General features: G+C 65.4%; 16 protein-coding genes and 1 tRNA gene. 12 read left to right on the forward strand and 5 right to left on the reverse strand.

The genetic code is table 11. The features are described from left to right. Positions 1–39 precede the first annotated feature (39 nt). The 8 genes from aroQ to XM50_RS19280 all read left to right on the forward strand — a co-directional run bounded on the left by aroQ (position 40) and on the right by XM50_RS19280 (position 8319). Positions 40–471, forward strand: a complete 432-nt coding sequence (gene aroQ / locus XM50_RS16800) for a type II 3-dehydroquinate dehydratase (protein ID WP_046411070.1) — start codon at positions 40–42, stop codon at positions 469–471. Positions 472–506: 35 nt separating this feature from the next. After that, complete coding sequence (gene accB, locus XM50_RS16805; protein WP_046411071.1) at positions 507–995, forward strand: acetyl-CoA carboxylase biotin carboxyl carrier protein; 489 nt, start codon at positions 507–509, stop codon at positions 993–995. 1 nt (position 996) lies between these two features. Continuing rightward, the gene (accC, locus tag XM50_RS16810; protein ID WP_046411072.1) at positions 997–2349 is read left to right on the forward strand and encodes an acetyl-CoA carboxylase biotin carboxylase subunit; all 1353 of its coding nucleotides are present in this window, start codon (positions 997–999) and stop codon (positions 2347–2349) included. A gap of 118 nt (positions 2350–2467) precedes the next feature. Next, positions 2468–3157: a hypothetical protein gene (locus tag XM50_RS16815; RefSeq protein ID WP_046411073.1), complete on the forward strand. Its 690-nt coding sequence runs from the start codon at positions 2468–2470 to the stop codon at positions 3155–3157. A gap of 9 nt (positions 3158–3166) precedes the next feature. Continuing rightward, entirely contained in the window at positions 3167–3487 is a 321-nt protein-coding gene (locus XM50_RS16820; protein ID WP_046411074.1) for an arsenate reductase family protein, read from the forward strand. After that, positions 3484–4926 carry a phospholipase D-like domain-containing protein gene (locus XM50_RS16825; protein ID WP_046411075.1) on the forward strand — a complete coding sequence of 481 codons (1443 nt, stop codon included), beginning with the start codon at positions 3484–3486 and terminating at the stop codon, positions 4924–4926. The genes XM50_RS16820 and XM50_RS16825 overlap by 4 nt, the downstream gene beginning before the upstream one ends. A gap of 66 nt (positions 4927–4992) precedes the next feature. Beyond that, positions 4993–7215: a phosphoribosylformylglycinamidine synthase subunit PurL gene (gene purL / locus XM50_RS16830; protein WP_046411862.1), complete on the forward strand. Its 2223-nt coding sequence runs from the start codon at positions 4993–4995 to the stop codon at positions 7213–7215. A 66-nt stretch (positions 7216–7281) separates the two neighbouring features. After that, complete coding sequence (locus XM50_RS19280) at positions 7282–8319, forward strand: hypothetical protein (RefSeq protein ID WP_052742622.1); 1038 nt, start codon at positions 7282–7284, stop codon at positions 8317–8319. Positions 8320–8518: 199 nt separating this feature from the next. Here XM50_RS19280 and XM50_RS16840 read toward each other — a convergent pair whose 3' ends face one another. Next, positions 8519–10951, reverse strand: a complete 2433-nt coding sequence (locus tag XM50_RS16840) for a YecA family protein (RefSeq protein ID WP_082103143.1) — start codon at positions 10949–10951, stop codon at positions 8519–8521. Positions 10952–11133: 182 nt separating this feature from the next. Further along, positions 11134–12930, reverse strand: coding sequence for a translation elongation factor 4 (gene lepA, locus XM50_RS16845; protein ID WP_046411076.1), 1797 nt, complete (start codon positions 12928–12930; stop codon positions 11134–11136). Between the two features lie 208 nt (positions 12931–13138). Here lepA and XM50_RS16850 point away from each other — a divergent pair. The 4 genes from XM50_RS16850 to XM50_RS16865 all read left to right on the forward strand — a co-directional run bounded on the left by XM50_RS16850 (position 13139) and on the right by XM50_RS16865 (position 15717). Then, positions 13139–13215: transfer RNA gene (locus tag XM50_RS16850), tRNA-Pro, on the forward strand. Between the two features lie 191 nt (positions 13216–13406). Continuing rightward, the gene (locus tag XM50_RS16855) at positions 13407–13733 is read left to right on the forward strand and encodes a hypothetical protein (RefSeq protein ID WP_082103145.1); all 327 of its coding nucleotides are present in this window, start codon (positions 13407–13409) and stop codon (positions 13731–13733) included. A gap of 118 nt (positions 13734–13851) precedes the next feature. Beyond that, positions 13852–14697, forward strand: coding sequence for a type 1 glutamine amidotransferase (locus XM50_RS16860; RefSeq protein ID WP_046411078.1), 846 nt, complete (start codon positions 13852–13854; stop codon positions 14695–14697). A 153-nt stretch (positions 14698–14850) separates the two neighbouring features. Continuing rightward, the gene (locus tag XM50_RS16865; protein WP_046411079.1) at positions 14851–15717 is read left to right on the forward strand and encodes an aldo/keto reductase; all 867 of its coding nucleotides are present in this window, start codon (positions 14851–14853) and stop codon (positions 15715–15717) included. Between the two features lie 131 nt (positions 15718–15848). Here the strand turns inward: XM50_RS16865 and XM50_RS16870 are convergent, their stop codons facing one another. From XM50_RS16870 to XM50_RS16880, 3 genes are read right to left on the reverse strand one after another with little or no spacing between them, the layout of a single operon-like run. After that, complete coding sequence (locus XM50_RS16870) at positions 15849–17360, reverse strand: amidohydrolase (RefSeq protein ID WP_231622008.1); 1512 nt, start codon at positions 17358–17360, stop codon at positions 15849–15851. A 41-nt stretch (positions 17361–17401) separates the two neighbouring features. Further along, positions 17402–19129, reverse strand: coding sequence for a gamma-glutamyltransferase (gene ggt / locus XM50_RS16875; protein WP_046411080.1), 1728 nt, complete (start codon positions 19127–19129; stop codon positions 17402–17404). Continuing rightward, a complete protein-coding gene (locus XM50_RS16880; RefSeq protein WP_231622009.1) occupies positions 19129–22098 on the reverse strand; it encodes a TonB-dependent receptor domain-containing protein in 2970 nt (989 codons plus the stop codon). Before XM50_RS16880 ends, ggt begins: the two co-directional genes overlap by 1 nt. Positions 22099–22718 lie beyond the last annotated feature (620 nt).

Below are 22718 nucleotides of genomic sequence, written 5' to 3' on the forward strand. Positions count from 1 at the left end.
TAGGCTTGGCGCACATGGCGTTCAAGGAAGGAGCCGCCTTTGCCTCTCGTCTATGTCCTGAACGGGCCGAACCTGAACCTGCTCGGCACGCGTGAGCCGGAGATCTACGGCCATGACACGCTGGACGATATCGCCGGCCAGCTCGAAGATCGCGGTCGCGAGCTCGGCCTCGAAATCGACATGCGCCAGTCCAACCACGAGGGGCATCTGGTCGACTGGCTGCACGAGGCGCAGGCCCAGGGCGCGCGTGCCGTGATCCTGAACGCGGGCGCCTTCACCCACAGCTCGATCGCGATTCACGACGCGATCAAGTCCGTCCGCACCCCGGTGATCGAGGTGCATTTGTCCAATCCGCACAATCGCGAAGAATTTCGCCATGTCTCCTTTGTGGGGCGTGCGGCACGGGGAACTATCGCCGGGTTTGGCGCGATGTCATATCTGCTCGCGCTTGAAGCGGCGGCGCGATTCTGACACAGCGCGCGCCCTGTTACAGGGAAGGGGTCGCAATGAGCGATAAGGAACATGGAGCGATGAAGGTCGACGTCGATCTCGTCCGCCAGCTTGCCGAGCTGCTCGACGCAACGCAGCTCACCGAGATTGAGGTCGAGGACGGCGACCGCCGCATCCGCGTCGCGCGGGAAGTGACCGCCGCACCGGCCGTTTACCACGCACCGGCGCCCGCCGCTGCTGCCGCGCCGGCACCGGCGTCGGCCACCGCCGCGCTGCCGCATGCAGAGCCGGCCGCTGCCGAGCCGTCGCTTGCCAATGCGGTCCGCTCGCCGATGGTCGGCACCGCCTATCTCGCCGCCGAGCCGGGCGCCGCGGCGTTCGTCGCGATCGGCAAGCAGGTGCAGGCGGGCGACACTTTGCTGATCGTCGAGGCAATGAAGGTCATGAACCCGATCACCGCGCCCAGCGCCGGTACGGTCAAGGCGATCCTGGTCGACAACGGCCAGCCGGTCGAGTTTGACCAGCCGCTGGTGGTCGTCGAGTAAGATGCCCGAGATCAAGAAGCTCCTGATCGCCAATCGTGGTGAGATCGCGCTGCGTATTCACCGCGCGTGCCACGAAATGGGGATCAAGACCGTCGCGGTGCACTCCACCGCCGATGCGGACGCCATGCATGTCCGCCTCGCGGATGAGGCGATCTGCATCGGCCCGCCGTCCGCGGCGGAGAGCTACCTCAACATCGCCAACATCATTTCCGCGGCCGAGATCTCGGGCGCGGATGCGATTCACCCGGGCTATGGCTTCCTCAGCGAAAACGCCAAGTTTGCCGAGATCGTCGAGGCGCACGGGCTGATCTTCGTCGGCCCCAAGCCCGAGCATATCCGCACCATGGGCGACAAGGTGGAGGCAAAGCGCACCGCCGGCGCGCTCGGCCTGCCGCTGGTCCCCGGTTCGGACGGCGCGCTGACCGATTCGGCGGAGGCCAAGCGCCTCGCACGCGACATCGGCTATCCGGTGCTGATCAAGGCTGCATCGGGCGGCGGCGGCCGCGGCATGAAGGTCGTGCCGTCGGAGGACATGATGGACACGCTGATGGCGCAGGCCGGCAGCGAGGCGAAGGCCGCGTTCGGCGACGCCACCGTCTACATGGAAAAGTACCTCGGCAATCCGCGGCACATCGAATTCCAGGTGTTCGGCGACGGCAAGGGCAACGCCATCCACCTCGGCGAGCGTGACTGCTCGCTGCAGCGCCGCCACCAGAAGGTGCTGGAGGAGGCGCCCTCGCCCGTCATCACGGCCGAGGAGCGTGAGCGGATGGGCGGCATCGTCGCCAAGGCGATGGCCGACATGGGCTATCGCGGCGCCGGCACGATCGAGTTCCTGTGGGAAAACGGTGAGTTCTACTTCATCGAGATGAACACCCGCCTGCAGGTGGAGCATCCGGTGACGGAGGCGATCACCGGCCTCGACCTCGTTCGTGAGCAGATCCGCATCGCGGAGGGGCATCCGCTGACGCTGCGGCAGGAGGATGTCATCTTCCGCGGCCACGCCATCGAATGCCGCATCAATGCCGAGGATCCGCGTACCTTCGCGCCCTCGCCTGGCCTCGTGAAGCAATATCACGCCCCCGGCGGCATGCACGTGCGCGTCGATTCGGGCCTCTACGCCGGCTACAAGGTGCCGCCCTATTACGACAGCATGATCGCCAAGCTGATCGTCTATGGCACCACCCGCCAGGGCGCGCTTCGCCGCCTGCGTCGCGCGCTGGAGGAATTCGTCATCGACGGGATGAAGACCACCATCCCGCTCCACCAGGCGCTGCTGGACGATCCGGAGTTCCAGGAGGGCGAATATACCATCAAGTGGCTGGAGGACTGGCTGGCCAAGCAGCAGGCCTAGTCACGCCTTTCCCCGCGGCCGCGCATGGATGCCTGCGCCGCGGGGCCACCGCCCGCCCCCTCGACATGACGCGCGCATTGCGTTGCGCTAGGCTCCCCCCTCACGCACGGGAGGAACCATGTTCATCGGCCATTACGCGCCGGCACTTCTTGCAGCCGCCCTGCCACATGCGCCGCGGCTCGGCACGCTCTTCGTCGCCGCCCAATTGGTCGATCTCGCCTTCTTCGCGCTGACCTTGCTCAACATCGAACATCTGCGGCTGGTGCCCGGCAGCAATGCGCAGACCTCGCTCGATCTGTATCACATGCCCTATACGCACAGCCTGCTCGGCACGACGGCCTTTGCCGCCTTCTGGGTCGCCGGCGCGCGGCTGTCGCATGTGCCGTGGCACGCAACCATGATCGGCGCGCTGGTGGTGCTGTCGCATTGGCCGATCGACTGGCTGGTCCATCTTCCCGACCTTACGCTCGCCGGCCAGCCGCCAAAGCTGGGCCTTGGCCTTTGGGCGACCCCGCTCGTCGCCCGCCCGCTGGAGCTGGCGCTGACCGCCGCCGCCTTCGCCTGGTACGTGAGACGCACGCGCCCCGCGGGGCGTTATGCGACACTTGCCCTCGTCACGCTGGCGGCCGCGATGCTGGCGGCGCAACTGGTCGATTGGTCCGCGGCGCCGCCGACCCGCATCGTCGACCCGATCCACCCCGCGCTGCCGCTCACCGCGCTGGCCGCTTTCACCGTGCTTGCGCTGCTCGCGACCTGGGTCGGCCGCACCCGTCGCTTCGCGCTTGGTCCACGCCTGCGGACGCTATAGACGGGGCCAATGAAGGCGACGATCTGGCACAATCCCCGCTGCTCCAAGTCCCGGCAGGCGCTCGCGCTGCTCGAGGAGGCGGGCGCGAGCGTCACGGTGGTCGAATATCTGAAGGCGCCGCCGACGCGCGATGAACTGGCGCGGCTCTATGCCCGCGGCGGGATCGCCCCCCGCGACGCGCTGCGCAAGGATGCGCCGGCGGTCGACAGCGATGCCGCCGCGCTTGACCTGATGGCCAGCGATCCGGCGACGATCGAACGACCGCTGGTCGAAACGGAGAAGGGCGTGGTCCTGGCCCGCCCGCCCGAGCGGCTTCGCGACATTCTGTGACGCTCGACGAAAAGAGCCGCTGGCGGATCGAACGCGCCTCCCGCGCGGCCGTGATCGTCGATGCCGATGATTATTTCCGCCTCGCCCGCGCGGCGATGATGAAGGCGCAAAAGCAGATCCTGCTGGTCGGCTGGGATTTCGATGCCCGCATCCGGCTGGCGTGGAAGAACGAGCCGCCCGGCGTCCCGACCGAGGTTGGCGAGTTCATCAACTGGCTGGTGAAGCGCCAGCCGGACCTGAACGTCTATATCCTGCGCTGGGACAAGGGGGCGCTCAAGACGCTGTTTCGCGGCAAGACGCTGCTGACGCTCACCAAATGGCGTTTCCTGCGCAAGCGAATCCATCTGAAGCTCGACGCGCATCATCCGATCGGCGCCTCGCACCATCAGAAGATCGTGGTGATTGACGATTGCCTCGCCTTTTGCGGCGGCATCGACATGACCGACGAGCGGTGGGACACGCGCCAGCATCGTGACGAGGACCCGCATCGCACGTCGCCCAACGGCTTTGCCAATGCGCCTTGGCACGATGCCACCACTGCGCTGCAGGGCCCCGTCGCAACCGCGCTGGGGGAACTGTGTCGCGCACGCTGGGAAATCGCCGGCGGCGAACCGATCGCGCCGCCGGTCGGTGAGAATGATTGCTGGCCACAGGATCTCGAACCGGATTTCCGCGACATCGACGTCGCCATCTCCCGCTCGCAGCCCGATCACGGCGGTCAGCCCGAGGTGCGCGAGATCGAGAATCTCTATCTCGAACTGATCGGCCGCGCGAAGCGGCGGATCTATGCCGAAAGCCAGTATTTCGCCTCGCGCCGTGTCGCCGAGGCGATCGGCAAGCGGCTGGATGAGCCCGATGGCCCCGAGATCGTCATCATCAATCCGGTCACGGCGCAGGGCTGGCTGGAGCCGGTGGCGATGGATACCGCCCGCGCGCGGCTGTTCCAGGCGCTGAAGCAGCGCGACACCCACAACCGGCTGCGCATGTATCATCCGCACACCGCCGGCGGCACGCCGATCTATGTCCACGCCAAGGTGCTGGTGATCGATGAGGACGTGATCCGCGTCGGCTCGTCCAACTTCAACAATCGCTCGCTCCGGCTCGACACCGAATGCGACGTGACGATCGAACATGACGGCGACCGTATCGCCGCAATCCGCGACGATCTGATCGCCGAGCATCTCGCGGTCGAACCGGCCGAGGTAACCGCCGCTATCGCCCAGCATGGCCTGATCGGCGCGATCGAGCGGCTGCGGGGCCAGGGCAAGACGCTCATCCCCTATGAGGTGCCCGACCTGTCGAGCGTCGAGGAATGGCTGGCCGACAACAAGATCCTCGATCCCGAAGGGCCGGGCGAAATGTTCGAGGCATTGTCAGCGCGGAAGCCGCTGCTCGGCCGGCTGCGCCAGCGGATCGGGCGGCGGCGCCAGCGGCGGTGAGGCGGTTGCGGCGCTGATCTGCGCGTGGCTGGTGACACCGGCGGGCTTGGCCGCTATCGCGCGCGCATGACCGCCATCACGCCAGAAGTCGTCGCCGAGCACGGCCTTAGTCCCGAGGAATATGATCGCGTCCTCCACGCGCTCGGCCGTGAGCCGAACCTGGTGGAACTGGGCATCTTCTCGGTGATGTGGTCGGAGCATTGCTCCTACAAGTCGTCGCGAATCCACCTGAAGAAGCTGCCCACCGAAGCTCCCTGGGTGATCTGCGGCCCGGGCGAGAATGCCGGCGTCATCGACATTGGTGATGGCCAGGCTGCGATCTTCAAGATGGAATCGCACAACCACCCCTCGTACATCGAGCCCTATCAGGGCGCGGCGACGGGTGTCGGCGGCATCCTGCGCGACGTCTTCACCATGGGCGCGCGCCCCATCGCGAACATGAACGCGCTTCGCTTCGGCCGCCCCGATCACCCCAAGATGCGCCACCTGATCTCGGGCGTGGTCCATGGCATCGGCGGCTATGGCAATTGCGTCGGCGTCCCCACCGTGGGCGGCGAGGTGAACTTCCACCCCGCCTATGACGGCAACATCCTCGTCAACGCGATGACGGTCGGCGTCGCCGATCAGGACAAGATCTTTTATTCCGCCGCCAGCGGCATCGGCAATCCGATCGTCTATGTCGGCTCCAAGACCGGCCGCGACGGCATCCACGGCGCGACCATGGCCTCGGCCGATTTCGGCGAGGATGCGGAGGAGAAGCGCCCCACGGTCCAGGTTGGCGACCCGTTCACCGAAAAGCTGCTGATCGAGGCCTGCCTCGAACTGATGGCCTCCGACGCGATTGTCGCGATCCAGGACATGGGCGCCGCCGGCCTCACCTCCTCCAGCGTCGAGATGGCGTCCAAGGGCGGCGTCGGCATCGAACTGATCATGGACGACGTGCCGCAGCGTGAAGAGGGCATGACGCCCTATGAAATGATGCTCTCCGAATCGCAGGAGCGCATGCTGATGGTGCTGAAGCCGGGCCGCGAGGCCTTTGCCGAGGCGATCTTCCGCAAGTGGGAACTCGACTTCGCCGTCATCGGCCATGTCACCGACACGGGCCGCATGGTGCTGAAGTGGAAGGGCGACACGGTCTGCGACATCCCGCTCGCCCCGCTCGCCGACGAGGCCCCGCTCTACGATCGCCCGCACGTCCCCACCCCGCCGGCCAAGGCGCTGGTCGACGTGCCGGAGTGCAAGGACATCGCAGCCGATCTCGTCACGCTGATGGGCTCGCCCGACATCGCCAGCCGTCGCTGGATCTGGGAACAGTATGACCACATGGTCGGCGCCGACACCGTGCAGCGCCCGGGCGGCGACGCCGCGGTGGTGCGCGTCCACGGCACCGACAAGGCGCTGGCGATCACCACCGATTGCACCCCGCGCTATTGCTACGCCGACCCCGTCGAGGGCGGCAAGCAGGCCGTCGCCGAGACCTGGCGCAACCTCACCGCGGTCGGCGCAAAACCGCTCGCCATCACCAACTGCCTCAACTTCGCCAACCCGCAGCGCCCGGAGATCATGGGCCAGATCGTCGGCTGCCTCGATGGCATGGCGCAGGCGTGCCGCGCGCTCGACTATCCGATCGTCTCCGGCAACGTCTCGCTCTACAATGAATCAAAGGCGACCGGCGGCGGTTCGGCGATCCTCCCCACCCCCGCGATCGGCGGCGTCGGCCTGATGGCGGACTGGACCAAGAGCGCCACCATCGCCTTCAAGGGCGCGGGCGACGTCATCCTGGCGGTCGGCACCCGCCGCGGCGATCTCGGCCAGTCGCTCTGGCTGCGCGAAGTCCACGGCCGCGAGGAAGGCCCCCCGCCCCGCGTCGACCTGGCGCAGGAGAAGGCCACCGGCGATCTCATCCGCCACGCGATTGACCTCGGTCAGCTCTCCGCCGTCCACGACGTCTCGGATGGCGGCATCGCCGTCACGCTCGCCGAAATGGCGCTCGCTGGCAACATCGGCGCGATCATCGACCGCAAGCAGCCGTTCGACTGCGCGCATTCCTTCTTCGGCGAGGATCAGGGCGTCTACATCGTCACCGTCCACGATCACGCGCTGGCCGATTTCCTCCAGGCCGCGCTCGAGGCCGGGGTCGAGGCGGAGCCGATGGGCCGCACCGGCGGCAAGCGGCTGATCTTCGAGCGGCCCGACCGCGACGATGTCGTCACGCTCGACACGCTGCGCGACGCGCACGAGGGCTTCTTCCCGAAGCTGATGAGCGCGGAGGTATCGCTGGAGGGCTGACCGGCCCTCCCGCCCCTCCCCGGCCCCTCTGTCCTACGGCTGCATGTTCGCGCTACGTTCCGCGACATGCAGCCAGCCCTTCCCAGCCCGCCCCCGGCGCAGCCCCACCCCGCGGCGCCCGACCCGCTCGCCTTCACCCCCGTCCCCCGCCGCGCCCGCCACGATGGCTGGACGGCGGAGCGGCAGCGCGGCTTCATCCGCGCGCTCGCCGAAACCGGATCGGTAAAGGCCGCCGCCCGCCGCATCGGCAAGACTACGGAGGGCGCGTACCAGATGCGCCTGCACCCCGGCGCCGACAGCTTCCGCGCCGCGTGGGAGGCCGCGCTCGCCAGCGGCGTCCAGCGCCTCACCGATATCGCCATGGAGCGCGCGGTGGAGGGCGTTCCCATCCCCGTCTTTCACAAGGGCGAGCAGGTCGGCGAGCGCCGCTGGTACAATGATCGCCTGCTGATGTTCATGCTGAAGCACCACCAGCCCGATCGCTACAACACCCCCGCGCTCGCCCCCGGCACCCGGCATCCCGAGACGATCGCGCGCGAGGCGGCCAAGCAATGCCCCGTCTGCCGCGAGCGCGCCGAGGCGGATGCGGAGCTTGCCCGGAAGAACGCCTGGCAGACGGAGTTCGATGACAAGGCCTTCTTCGACAACCTCATCCGCACCTATTACCTGAAGGCCCAGGCCGAGCGCCGCGCCCGCCTCGAGGGAGATATCGCCGCGGCGGACCTGTACCTGCGCCAATTGTCCTACTTCGAGCTGGTCCTCGAAGGCTGCGGCGTGCGCCACAACCTCATCCAGATGTACCAGCGCGACTACGGCCGCGAGCTGCCCATCTACACCGTCGAAGCCGAGCCCAGCCGCCTCACCCCCCATCTCGACAGGCTCCGCCGCCAGGCATGGGAGGAAGCCGGCGAACCGCCCCGGCTGGAGATCGACCTTCACCCGAATTGCGACTGGTCGCTCAGCGGCTATTCGGGCGACGCGGCGAAGGAACGCGAATGGGCCCGCAAGAGGGCGAAGCGCCTGCTCGCCGAGGGGCAGGCGCTATGGGAGGCGAGCGGGACGGAGGAGAAGTGGGCGGCGTTCAAGGCCGCTTCAGGGCGCTAGGCGCAGCTTAGCAACCGTCGCGGAAGCGGCCCCGGCCGACGATTGCCCGGTTGTGCCGGGCGTGTTGGTTAGTGAGGTGGCTTTGGTGGGGCGGGTGGGAGAGGTTGAGACTGAGCTGCAAGCGAAGTAAGCGCTTTTCACCGGAAATTGGCAGGGTAGACCTGCCTTGCCGGGTCGCAATGGATTTGCGAGCAAAGCGCTAACGGCGGCCATGGCACCGCTTGTATTTTATGCCGCTCCCACAAGGGCATTGTTGATTAACGCCGATCTTGCCACGCGCACGCGCCAGCTCGACCCTCCGTCTGCCCAACTGACGTCCCGCTTCCCGATGCCTGGCAACATCGGTATCCGACAAGCCGTCAAGACCGACCAAGCTCCAGCTAACATCTGTTATCGCGCCTATGGCGTCGGTGTCGATTTCAACTAAGAGACGGTTGTTCTCTTGTGCCTGAGCAACAACATTGCGCGTGAACTCAAGAGCGTTCGTAGAGTTACGCGGCACAAGCGGCGACCAAGTGAACAAAGTGAATGCGTGCTCGCCGTAGGTCGAAAACGGCCGGACACGCCCAAGTGTTAGGTGATCGCCCAATCCCTCGTCGATCATCCTGGCGATGGTCTCTCGATGGTCGCCGGCAGCATCGAGCAGGAAGCTAGCGAGCATCGAGCGACCAGGCTTGGTGCCGTTACTAAGGACCCGCACAAGCTCCGCGATCCGCTCTGGCATCCTCTGCTTCGGTCGTTGAGGAGCTTCGCCTTGCAGCACGCTACTAAAATAGGCGTCAATGTCTGTGCGGTAGCCGTTGAAGTTGAGCTTCGCGTTCCCCTTGCCGCGAATCTCGACGGCGTAGCGAGCATAGTCGTTCTCGACGAGATACATGCCGAGATGATCGAACTCGTCGGTCAGTTCGACCAAGTCGGATCGCGCCGCCGCCATGCGTTGCTCCGCGAAGTGCAGGAAGATCAAAGGGTCGTCGAACAGATCAGCATATGCGCGTAGATCATCGAGTGACAGCGCCCAGATCGGCCGATCGCCAATATCAATTCCGACATCGCCTAGATGATTTGCGCGCGCCGCCAACTCAGTGAACGGGTCGAGTGTAATCGCGCAGATCGCGATGTGCCGAAAATCTCTGCGCCGTAGTCGTCCGATTTCGCGATGCTCGGCATCGTGGATCGTCACTTCCTCAGCGCTTTCCAGATAATCGACGAATCGCGCACCTTGCCGTGCCGGGTTAAGAACGAGATTGCGGAGCGATGCGATGTGCGCCGGCAGATCGGTCGCTGGCGAGGTATAGGTAAACGCGCCCGCCTTTACCTCGACCACGAACATATGATCGTCGTAAAGAAAAAGGCCATCGGCCTCGTGCCACTGCGGCGGGCTGTTGCCTACCTTCCAACGATAATAGATCGGGCGATAAGTCGTGCCGCCTGGCAGCAGCTTCTTGAGATAGTCGAACGGCAAGGTTTCCGACACAGCCTGCTGCCGCTCGTTCCATGTCTGCTTGTAGTCGGGCGCGAGACGGAAAATTGCACGCTGCAGTACGCGATAGAAATTGTCGAAGAGCGCGAACATGTCGAAGCAATATGTGCGGCCATCCAGCCGGATGAACGGCCGCTTCATCACCGGCCACACCCTAAGGGGCCAGCCTGCGAACGGGCCAGGCGCAAAGAACTCGGTTTCCTCGCTTGGGGCATAGCTCAGCGCGTCGAGGAGCGCGCGGGGAAGCGTGGTGTTCCGCTCGACATCAAACAGGTCATAGCCGAGCAGCCCGCCAGCAATGCGCCCGCTGGCGTCCCGCAATTCCTCATCCTCGAACACCTTGTTACGGAGGATCTCGAAGTCGTCGATCGCCTCCGTGGTGCTGATCTCGACCATCCGATCGAGCGTGCGCTCGCGAACCTCCTCAAGGTGGGTGAAGAGTTCTTGAAGCCCTCCGGTCAGCTTGGCCAGAATCTTGTCGAGCTGCTCGATTAGCGACAGGGCATTAATCCCGAACAGCCGCTCTATGACGTCACTGTGCGGCATGATCGTGTCGATCAAGGCTTGGCGTTCATGCAGATGATAGCGCTGGCCGCGCACGTTCATCCACATCATTTCCGCACGAACCTGAAACTCTTCCAGAGCCATGTTGTGCTCGGAATCATGCTCCTTACGGTGAGCGCTTGCCGCCATCTGGTAAGGCAAGGTCAACGTGTAAAATAATTGGCTGACGTCTTCCTTGAGCGCCTGCCATTCCTCCTCGCTGACATCTTCAACATCGTCGGGAGTCGGCGCAACCGATACAATGATGCTCTGGATGTAGTCGATCATGCGTAAGGCCGCGCCTTGATCTGCGGGGTCATTGCCTCCAATCAGGACCACCGCGCTGTGTTCCCACCAAGCACGATGAAGCAACCTAATGGCGGGAAGGCGTGCGACCCGCGCAGCAATTGCGGCCACCAGTGCATCGATCTTCGCGACGATTTCGGGATAGCTGGCCGCCATCCGTGCTGTCATTTCGGCGTGCTGGCTCTCGCTCGCGTTCATTCGACCGACCAAGACGCGGCCGAAGCGTGCCAATTCGAATGGCCCGCTAGCGAAATAATCGTCCGGCGTCGGTCCGCGCTTCCCGCTCTTGCGTCGACGTCCCATTCGCGCCTCCAACTATTGCGCCACCGAGTAGCACTTATGGGGGCGCACAGCACCTCAACGCCGCGGCAAAGCCGCGTCGTCGATCGACACGCCCGGTGGGCCCGGGCGGTCGTCGGCCGCGCTTGCGCTGATCCTCGCCTAACCCGCCGATCGCTGCGCGATCGACGTGTTAGCCTCGGGCGCTACGCGTCATCCCCCATCCTCAGCGCCGCAATAAACGCCTCCTGCGGGATGCTCACCGAGCCATATTCCCGCATGCGCTTCTTGCCTTCCTTCTGCTTCTCCAGCAGCTTGCGCTTGCGCGTCGCGTCGCCGCCATAGCATTTCGCGGTCACGTCCTTGCGCAGCGCCGCGATCGTCTCGCGCGCGATCACCTTGCCGCCGATCGCCGCCTGGATCGGGATCTTGAACATGTGGCGCGGGATCAGGTCCTTCAGCCGCTCGCACATGCCGCGCCCGCGCGTCTCCGCGGTGCCGCGGTGGACGATCATGCTCAGCGCGTCGACCGGCTCGTTGTTGACCAGGATGCTCATCTTGACGAGGTCGCCCTCGCGATAGCCGATCTGGTGATAGTCGAAACTGGCATAGCCGCGGCTGATGCTCTTCAGCCGGTCATAAAAATCGAACACCACTTCGTTCAGCGGCAGTTCGTACGTCACCTGCGCGCGCCCGCCGACGTACGTCAGGTTCTTCTGGATGCCGCGGCGGTCCTGGCACAACTTCAGGATGCTGCCGAGATATTCGTCGGGGACGTAGATCGTCGCCTCGATCCACGGCTCGCTGATCATCGCGATCTTGTTGGGATCGGGCATGTCGGCCGGGTTGTGCAGCTCGATCATGCCGCCGTCGTGCGTCAGCTCGATCTCATACACCACGCTCGGCGCGGTGGTGATCAGGTCCAGGTCATATTCGCGCGTCAGCCGCTCCTGGATGATCTCCAGATGGAGCAGCCCCAGGAAGCCGCAGCGGAAACCAAATCCCAGCGCCGCGCTCGTCTCCATCTCGAAACTGAACGACGCGTCGTTCAGCCGCAGCTTGCTGATCGATTCGCGCAGTTTCTCGAAGTCGTTGGCGTCGACCGGGAACAGCCCGCAGAACACCACCGGCTGCACTTCCTTGAACCCCGGCAGCGGCGCGGCCGCGGGCTTCTTCGCATCGGTCAGCGTGTCACCGACGCGCGCCTGCGCCACGTCCTTGATCTGCGCGGTGATGAAGCCGATCTCGCCCGGCCCCAGGTCCGCCAATTGCTCGATCTTGGGGCGGAAACACCCCACGCGGTCCACCAGATGCTGCGTGCCGGCCTGCATGAACGTGACCTGCTGGCCCTTCTTCAGCGTGCCGTCGATCACGCGCACCAGGATGACGACGCCCAGATACGGGTCGTACCAGCTGTCGACCAGCATGGCCTTCAGCGGCGCGTTGGGATCGCCCTTGGGCGCCGGGATCCGCTCGACGATCGCGTCCAGGATCTCCTCGATGCCGATGCCCGATTTGGCGCTGGCAAGGATCGCGTTCGACGCGTCCAGGCCGATGACGTCCTCGATCTCCTTGCGCACCTTTTCCGGCTCGGCCGCGGGCAGATCGATCTTGTTGATGACGGGCACGATTTCGTGGTCATGCTCGATCGACTGGTACACGTTGGCCAGCGTCTGCGCCTCGACGCCCTGCGCCGCGTCCACGACCAGCAACGCGCCCTCGCACGCGGCCAGGCTGCGGCTCACCTCATAGGCGAAATCGACGTGCCCCGGCGTGTCCATCAGATTGAGGACATGGCCCTTCCACTCCAGGCGCACCGTCTGCGCCTTGATGGTGATCCCGCGCTCCTTTTCAATCTCCATGTTATCAAGGACTTGCGCCGACATCTCGCGGTCGGTCAGCCCCCCGGTACGTTGGATCAGCCGGTCGGCCAGCGTCGACTTGCCATGATCGATATGGGCAATGATCGAGAAGTTACGGATCTTGGAAAGCTCGGTCGCCACGGAATTCTGCCAGCTTGAGTGAGTGCCGCGCGCGTTAGCACCTCCCACGCCCAATGCCAAAGCATCCCGCCACCGCGGCGCGCTGAACACCCGGCCGAACGAGCCAAAACACGTTCGTTCAGCCCCGCAAATTTAGCCTCTTGCCCCGCAAAATTTCGTTGATATAAGCCGCCGCCTGTCACCGGCACCTGCCGGTTGGCACCCTGGTCGGGGAATAGCTCAGCCTGGTAGAGCACTGTGTTCGGGACGCAGGGGCCGGAGGTTCGAATCCTCTTTCCCCGACCATTTAACTTTCCATCATCTCTCAAATTGCCGTTTTTCCGGCACACGCCGGTGAGCGGCGCGGACTCACCGTGCCGCCCCGCTCATCGTACATTCGTGCCCGTCTGCCGAAAGGCACTGTTCTCCTGCCCGGAACGATGGCCTCCCCGTGCCCGTTCCCTCAATAGGCGCCTTAAGCGCCAGGAGACGTGTAGATGCGTAACAAGCTCACGGGGCTCTTTGCTGCCCTCGCCATGACGTTCACCGGAGTTGGTGTAAGCGTCGTCACCACGACCGAGGCGCAAGCCCAGTCGTATCGCGGCGGCGACCGCGCTCATCGCCATTATCGTGGTGACCGCCGTCACTACAAGAAAAGTCCGCGGCGATACTACAACCAGCGCGCCTATCGCGGCTATCGCGATCCGCGGGGCTACCGCAATTACCGCGCCGAGCGGGCGCGGGCCTATCGCCATTACCGTGCCGAGCGCGCCCGCGCCTATTATGGCCGGCCGGGCTATTATTACGATCGCCGCTATCGCTGATTGATCCAGGAGTGATCCGAAAGGGCGGCTGGGTTCACCCAGCCGCCGCCGGCATCGCCAGCCACGGGCCCATCTTGGCTTTCATGCGTTATCCCGGCTCAATCATCCGGGCCGCACGTTGAACCACTTCCTCGTCGCAGAAAGCGAAACTCCCGAAGAGCGTGAAGCGCGGCGCCGCTATGTCGGCAAGAGCGCTGGAGAGACATACGCCGCAACGCTGCGCCAGCTCGCACCGGGCTGTTCGATCGAGTTGGTCGAGCCTGCCGATGAGGGCGCCCCCTCATTCCGGCCGGACGAGCTGAAACGCTATGACGCGGTGTTCCTCTCCGGCTCCCCGCTCCACGTTTACCAGAAGACTCCCGCGGTCGAGCGTCAGTTGGACTTCATGCACGCCGTGTTCCGTGCGGGCACCCCGTCCTTTGGCTCGTGCGCCGGCCTGCAGGTTGCCGTCGCCGCCGCGGGTGGCAGCGTGCGCGCCATGCCGCAGCGGATGGAAGCCGCCATCTCGCGCCGCATCACCCGCACGCCCGCAGGACAGGACCATCCCCTGCTGCATGGCCGCGCGCCCACCTGGGATGCGCCAGCGGTACACACCGACGAGGTCGAGCGGCTTCCCGATGGCGGGATCCATCTCGCCGGCAACGACGTGACCAACGTGCAGGCCGCCGAGATCAGCCACGAACGCGGCATCTTCTGGGGCGTCCAATATCACCCCGAACTCTCTCTACGCGAAATCGCCGTTGCCCTGCGCCGGCAGGCAGCGACGCTGATCGAGGCCGGCCTTGCCGAGCAGGAGGAGGACGTGGAGGGCCGGTCCGTCCTGCTGGAACGCTTGCACAACGCGCCTCGGTCACGGTCGCTGCGCTGGATGCTGGGCGTGAATGGCGAGTTTGCCGACGAAACGGGACGGCGGCGCGAGCTCAACAATTTCATCGCCGCGCTGCCCGCGATCGATCGCAGATAAGCCCGCCACGCTAGGCGGCCATGCCGCGGCGCCAAGGCGGGCGGCTGACCCAAGTGGAAACCCGCATCTACAACGGCCCAGAAACCGATGATGGTCGCGGCGCCGATCGTGCACGTCGGAGTGTCGCACGGGGCCAGATAACAGGTGAGAGACATGCTCCTCGACGAAACCGCCGTCCTCGCCAACGGCAACCACATTCCGCGGCTGGGCCTTGGCACTTGGCAGATCCCCAATGACGACGCGCCCCGGGTGGTCCAGGACGCCATTGCGATGGGCTACCGCCTCATCGATACGGCCCAAGCCTATGAAAACGAGCGTGGCGTCGGCCAGGGCATCCGCGAGAGCGGCGTGGAGCGCGAGCGGCTTTTCGTCACGACCAAGCTCGTCGCGGAGTGCAAGACCTTCGAAGATGCCCGCGAGAAAATCTATGGATCGCTCGACGCCCTGGGTCTCGAATATATCGACCTGATGCTGATCCACAGCCCGCAACCATGGGCGGCCTTTCGCGAAGACGAGCGCTTCTTCGAAGGCAATCTGGAAGCATGGCGCGCACTTGAAGAGGTTTATGCCAGTGGCACCCTGCGCGCGATCGGCGTGTCGAACTTCGAACCCGCCGATCTCGACAACCTCATCGAATTCGGGTCCGTAGCGCCGATGGTCAATCAGGTGCTTGCCCATGTCGGCAATACGCCGTTCGACCTGATCGACTATTGCCGCGCCCGCAATATCCTGGTCGAAGCCTATTCCCCCGTCGCGCACGGGGCTGCGCTGCAGAGCAGCAAGCTGGCGGCCATGGCGGAAGATTACGGCGTCACGGTCGCGCAATTATGCATTCGCTACTGCCTGCAGCTCGATCTCGTTCCGTTACCCAAGACGGCCAACATCATCCACCTGCGTGACAATGCCGACGTCGATTTCGTCATTTCGGAAGAAGACATGACGAAATTGAAGGGTGCCACGGACGAGATCGACTATGGCGAGGCAGCACGCTTTCCGGTTTTTAGAAGGAAGCGCGTTTAGCGCGGGCAGCGTGGCGCCAAACGCGCCAACACAATTCACGCGGCGCAGCGCCCCCCGTCCAGCGGCACGTGCCGGCATGAACGGAGAGTGCCGCCAAGGAAGCCAAGCGGCAAACCGAACACCCGTCAGCCTTATTCCGCGCCGGCCGCCATCGGCTTGCGATAATCGAGCGCCGGCGCACGATCGCCCAGCAGCGCCTCATATTTCCAGTCGGCACCGCGCAGCTTCACCAGCTCCGCCTTGGCCTCCGCCAGCACTTGCGGGCTGCGGAACAGCTCGGCCGCGGTCAGCGCGATCGTCTTGGCCGCAACCACGCCGCCCTTGGCGCCGATCGAATTGCCCGATGCGGCGACCGCCTGCCAGCTGTGCGCCGGCGTGCCCGGCACCCAGGTAGCAGTGCCGAGGCCGACGGTCGGCGTAACCCAGCTGATATCCGATACGTCGGTCGATCCGCCGCCGTCGCCGCGCCAGATCTCACCGACCCCGGCCGCGCTGGTCAGCGGCTTCTGCGCGGGGAGCGTCTTCTGGATCGTGGCGGCCCATTCGCGTTCCTGCGGGGTCCATTTCGGCGCGCCGACCGCGGCGAGATTGCGGTGCATCACGGCCGCGAGCGTATCGTTGCCGAGCATCGAATAGACGCCGCCGGTCGCCTCGAACTCCTGCGTCGTTCCGGTTGCGATCGCCGCACCCTCGGCGGCCTTCTGCACCCGCGCCATCACCGATTTCACCACCGCCGGATCGGTATGGCGGACGTAATAATAGCTCTCGGCAAAGTCGGGCACGACATTGGGTGCCTCGCCGCCGTTGGTCACGACATAATGGATGCGCGTCGACATCGGGGTATGTTCGCGCAGGTAATTGACGGCGACGTTCATCACCTCGACCCCGTCCATCGCGGAGCGGCCCTTGTCGGGGGCAGCCGAGGCGTGCGCGCTGAGCCCGCGGAAACGGAACTTGCCCGAGATATTCGCCTGGCTCTTGCCCACGCTGACGCTGTTGGAATCGCCCGGATGCCAGTGAAGCGTCGCATCGACATCGTCGAACAGCCCGGCGCGGACCATATAGACCTTGCCCGAGCCACCTTCCTCGGCCGGGGTGCCGTAGATGCGCAGCTCGCCCGCCACCTTGTTGGCGACCATCCAGTCCTTGATCGCCAGCGCCGCCGTGACGCTCGCCGCGCCGAAGATGTTGTGGCCGCAGGCATGGCCGGCAACCTTGCCGGGGATCACCTGCTTCTCGGGCGCGGTCGTCTGCGCGAGGCCGGGCAGCGCGTCGAATTCCGCCAGCACCGCGATCACCGGGCCCTGGCCGTTCTTGAACGAGGCGACGAACGCGGTCGGCATCCCCGCCACGCCCGGCGTCACGGTGAAGCCGCCCTTCTTCAACTGCGCCTGAAGCAACCCGGAGCTTTTCGTCTCCTGATAGCCGACCTCCGACAGGTCCCAGATCGCCTTGGCGGTGGCGGCCAGCGCATCGCCGCGACCGTCGACATTGGCGATGATCGCGCCACGCTGCGCATCGGGCAGCGCCTGTGCCGGTGCCTGTGCTGGGGCCTGTGCCTGTGCTGGGGCCTGGGCCTGGGCCTGGGCAGCGACGGGCAACAGCGCGGTCGCGCTCAACAATAGGCTGGCAATGCGCATCATAAGCGATCCTTGGGTCTGATGGTTGGTGAGGTCGGGCGCGCTTACTTCACCCCGATCGCGGCCGCATCGGGGCGGCGGGAATCCGCGGCGCCGAGGAAACGCGTGCCGTCGACCATGATCGACTGGGTGCTGCCCATCGTGTTCGACGGCCGCACCTTGTGCCCGCGCGCCTCGAGCATCGGAATGATGTCGGGCGAGAAGCCTTCCTCCAGCTCCAGCGGGGCATCGCCGCCACCCTGGTTCACGCGCGGCCGCTGCGCCGCTTCGGCGACGTTGAGGCCGTGATCGAGGACGTTGGACAACAGCTGCACCATCGTCGCGATGATGTATCCGCCGCCCGGCGTGCCGGTGACCAGCCAGGGCTTTTCATCCTTGAACACGATGATCGGCGTGATCGTCGATCCGACGCGCTTGCCGGGCACCGGCAGCGTCGCCTTATCGTCGCCCTTGCGGCCCCAGGCGAGATTGCCCAGCGAATTGTTGAGCAGCACGCCAGTCCCCGGCGCCACGACATGCGCGCCATAGGATGCCGACAACGTATAGGTGTTGCTCACCGCATTGCCGGCCGCGTCGGCGATCGAATAATGCGTCGTGTCCTGGCTTTCATAGGGGTAGGGATTGCCGTCGGCGGCTTCCTTCGTCCCCATCGCCCGATCGGGGCGGATCAGCTTGGCGCGTTCGGCGGCATAGCCCTTGGACGCAAGCCCCTTGGTCGGGGAGCGCCAGTCCGGCCCGCCACCCACCAGGCGGCGATCGGCCGATACCAGCTTCATCGTTTCGGACAGCAGGTGAAGGTTCGCCACCGATCCCCAGCGCTGCTCGCGCACGGGGAAGGTTTCGAGGATGTTCATCGCCTCCGCGACGCTAACGCCCGACGCGGTCGGCGGCATGTACGCGATCTTCTGCCCGCGATAGCTGGACCAGATCGGCGCCGAGACGATCGCCTTGTAGCTGGCCAGATCCCTGGCATCGATCACGCCGCCGCCGGCCTTGATCCCGGCGGCGAGCCGCTGGGCGAGCGGGCCGGTGTAGAAACCGTCGCGGCCCTTGGCGGCGATCACCTTCAGCGTGGCGGCAAGATCGGGCTGCTTCCACAGCTCGCCGGGCGCATAGGCGCTGCCGTCGGGCTTGAAGAACATCGCCAGCGCGGCGGGATCATCGGCCATCGCGTCCTTCTGATCGGCGTTGGCCTTCGCCTCGTCGTCGGACAGGATGACGCCCTGTTCCGCCATCGCGATCGCCGGGGCGATCAGCGTGCCCCACGGCATCGAGCCGAAACGCTTGTGCGCTTCCCACAGGCCCGCGACGGTGCCGGGGATGGCCACGCCCTTCATCGAATAGCCCTTGGCCGGATCGAAACGGCCATTGGCGCCCAGCAGCAGGTCCGGCTTGGTATGGCGGCTGGCCTGGCCGTAATAATCGATCGCAATGTCCTGCGCCGGCTTGCCGTCCTTGGCGGCCATATGGACCAGCATATAGCCGCCGCCGCCGATGTTGCCCGCGCGCGGCAGGGTGACGGCGAGCGCGAAGCCCATCGCGACCGCCGCGTCGACGGCATTGCCGCCCTTGCGCAGGATTTCCGCACCGACCTTCGATGCGATCACATTCTGGCTGACGACCATGCCCCCGCGGCCGATCACCGGCTTGTGGATCTGGTCATAGGCGACGATGTCGCCGCCGGTTCCGGTGCGGGGGCGCGGTGCCCCCTCCTGCGCCAGAAGCGGTGTGGCAAGCGCGAGAAGCGCGGCGGCGGTGGCGAAACGGCGCATCAGAAGGTCGACCGCAGGTTGGCGTACCAGTAGCGCGAATAGGGCGTGTAGAGCGAGCCCAGGAACCCGTTCGTCGCCAGCGGCGGCTGCTTGTCGGTCAGGTTGCGCACGCCGATGCGGAAACGGTGCTGCCCCTCGCCCCGGCTGCGGTCGCCGAACTCGACCTGGCCATACAGGTTGATCGTGGTGCGCCCGTCGACCCGCCACGGCACGCCGTTCACGGTGCCGTCGGTGTCGTAGACATCGCTCGTATAGCTGGTGAAGGTGCCGACCTGGAACGGCCCGGCGGACCAGGTCAGCGATCCGGTGACGCGCCATTCCGGCTTCCCGTTCTGGCGCACCAGCTCACCCCCGTCGACGATCACGATATCGCGGTTGATCGTGCCGGCGGCACGCGCGTCGATCAGCGTCTGCACGCCGGGCGAGGGCGTCAGGAAATAGGATTTCAGATAGGCCGCGTTGACGTTGGCGACGATCCGGCCGATCCCGAAATCGCGCACCCGCCAGTTGATCCCGAAGTCCCAGCCCGACACGCTCTGCGGCTGAAGGTTCTGATACTGGTCGTTGACGAACTGCACGCGGCCGACCGGCGCGATGCCGCTGCCGTTGAACAGCGCGATGTCGTCCGCGGTGGGGGCGCTGCGGATGACGTTCGCATCGCTCGACCCGCCGACACGCAGCAGGTAATCGTTGATGAGGGCATTGGCCTCACCAAAGATGCCGACGATGTCGCGCTGCTTGATGTTCCAATAGTCGGCGGTCAACGTGATCCGGCCCACCGCATCGTCGAGGAACGTCGGCTGAAGGACGACGCCGGCGGTCCAGTTGGTCGACTGTTCCGGCTTCAGATTGGGGTTGCCGGCGCGCTGTGCGGTGGTGGCGAAGCTCTGCGTGCAATTGGTGAAGGAGCTGATCGCCCCGGTGCGCAGCTGCGCCTCGCAGCGGATCGGATCGAGCCGGGTGTTGGACCGGGTGACGAGCTGGGCGTTGACCTGTTCCAGGTTCGGCGCACGGAAGCTTTCGGCATAGGAACCGCGCAGGCGGATGCCCGAGACGACATCCCAGGCGGCGGCGATCTTCGGCTTGGCGACCGAGCCGGCGTCCGAATAATGTTCAAACCGCCCGGCCAGCTGGAATTCGAGGCGATTGACCAGCGGAATGTTCATGTCCGGCGAGATCACCGGGACGGCGGCCTCGACATAGGCGCCAAAGACGTTGCGACTGCCGCGGGTGTCGGGCGAGTTGCTGGTGCCGACGAGGTCCGACGGATTGACGAAGCCGGTTACGCTGTCGCGGAACTGGATGGTGCCGTCGACGCGCGGATCGCGATCGTCGAGCTGCGTCTCGCGCCGCCCCTCGATGCCGAAGGCGATGCCAAGGTTGCCGGCGGGCAGCGCCAGCAGGTCAGCCTTCGACCCCTTGAGGTCGGCGAGGGCCAGCGTCGCCTTGCTGCGGCGCGTGGTGTTGATGCGGATCGCGTCGATCGCCGCCTGGTTCGACAGCGTCGTGTCGGCGAGGCTGGGCGAGCCGAGGTTGCCGCCGTTGAACGGATTGTACGCATCCGGCGTCGACAGGCCGAGCTGGCGCTGCAGCAGGGTGGCGCTGATGCCGGTCGAGGTGTCGGTAACGGTCGCTTCCGAATAGAGCGCCGCACTTTCGAAATCGATGCCGAACAGGTTGAAGCGGACACCGGCCAGCGCACGCCATTGTTCATTGTCGACGTCGACGATGTTGGGGCCGAAGTCGGAGAAGTTATAGCTGGTCAGCGTGACGTCGAGGCCACCCGCCGGCGTGTTCAGGCCGGGGATGCGCCCCGCGCTGCCCACTGCGCCGAACGGATTGTAGTAATTGCTGGCCGGAATCACGATCGGCCCCGCGGCGAGCGTGCCCGGCGAGCTCTGGATGCTGTTGGTCGTCGCGCGATAATAAGCCGCCTCGCCGAACACCTCCAGCGTGTCGGTCAGCTCGTAATTGCCGTTGGCGAACAGATTGTAGCGTTCGACCTTGGGCAGGATCGTCCGGTTGTACGCGCGGGTCTGGTCGAAGCGCAGGTTGCGATCGCCCAGTGCGGTGTTGTTGCCATCGTCGATACAGATCGCCGCGTTCGACGGGACACCCGCGGTGCAGCCGCCGTTGGTGGTGGGCTGGATGTGGAACACGCCGGCCGCGCTGGTCACGAGCGCGCCGGTGGTGCCGCTGCCCTGCCGCACCGGTACGCCGCCGCGGGTGGTGAACACGCCCCAGGGCGTGATCGTCGAGCGGCCGTCGATCAGCGTCAGCCCCTCCAGCGCGGTGCCGACGAACAACGGGCTCTTGTCGTCCGAGGCGGTATAATCCTGGTCCGCGGCGCGCATCATGGTGCGCGACTCCCGCGAGGCGAAGATCGTGATGTTGCCGCGATCGCCCAGCCGGGTGCCGGCGAGCAGGTTCAGGTTGGTTTCGAGCAGGTTGGTGTCTTCGCCGAAGCCGACTTGGCCCTCCATCTGGACGCCCTGGAAGTCCTTCTGCAGCACGGTGTTGACCACGCCGGCGACCGCGTCAGAGCCGTAGATCGCGGCCGCGCCGTCACGCAGCACTTCCAGCCGCTCGATGCCGAATGCGGGGATGGTGTTGCTGTTGACGGTCAGCACGGGGACGAGATTCTCGTTCGCGCGGCTGGTCGGGTGATTGACGACGCGGCGGCCGTTCAGCAGCACCAGCGTGTTGCCGACGCCCAGGTTGCGCAGGTTCACCGAGCCAACGTCGCCGCGCGCCGCGTTCGAGCTGTTAGGCAGATAGCTGGCGTTGAACGTCACGTCGCCCAGCTGCGGGATCGAACGCAGCAGTTCGTCGCCCGAGGTCGCGCCAATCGCCGCCATATCTTCCTGACCCACGACCGTGACCGGCAGCGCCGCGGCGACCGAGCTGCCCCGAATCTGACTGCCTACGACGACAATATCATCGGCCGGCGCGACCGGATCGCCCTGCACGGCGGCTTCGACGGCCTGGGTTGCGGCGGATTTGTCGGACGAGGGCGCGGGCTGGCTTTGCGCAAGGGCGGAGCTGCTGATGATTATTGAAGCCGATGCCGTGGTCGCCAGAAAAAACCCGCGTGTGATCACCGATACACCCCCTGATATTTTGTGATTGGACCCTCTCCCCCGGAGGATCCTCGAGCCTCATGGGCCAAGGCCATGTCGCGGCACCGCGCGCTGCGGTCTAGGCTCGAAAAGCCATTTCGTTGCGACTGATGCAAAGCAGCAACATTTAAGTTGCGTGCGATAAGAGGTGACTATGCTGAAATATCAGAATCTTAGGATGCGCATGGCGCATTGAAGCCGTTGCACGGCCACTCATCGGTGACAAAAATTATAAGGCGCGAAGGTTCTCTTTTCTGCACGGAGCGACAATCCTGCCTCTGAAATCAATAGTTTGATCGAATAGGGGCATAGATTCGAGCGATGGGTCGCGACTTTGCGGGCAGGCGATTGGCGGTGCGTCCCGGTCGTGCCGCCGACCCGATCAAGTTCAACAACGCCACAAGCACTAGACACGATTTGGCTGCAGTCGTCGTCCTGCCGCTCACAATCCCTTTCGGGCGTGAAAAGCT

Origin of the sequence: Sphingomonas sp. Ag1, assembly GCF_000980895.1 — a bacterium.
In the GTDB taxonomy this organism is placed as follows: domain Bacteria; phylum Pseudomonadota; class Alphaproteobacteria; order Sphingomonadales; family Sphingomonadaceae; genus Sphingomonas; species Sphingomonas panaciterrae.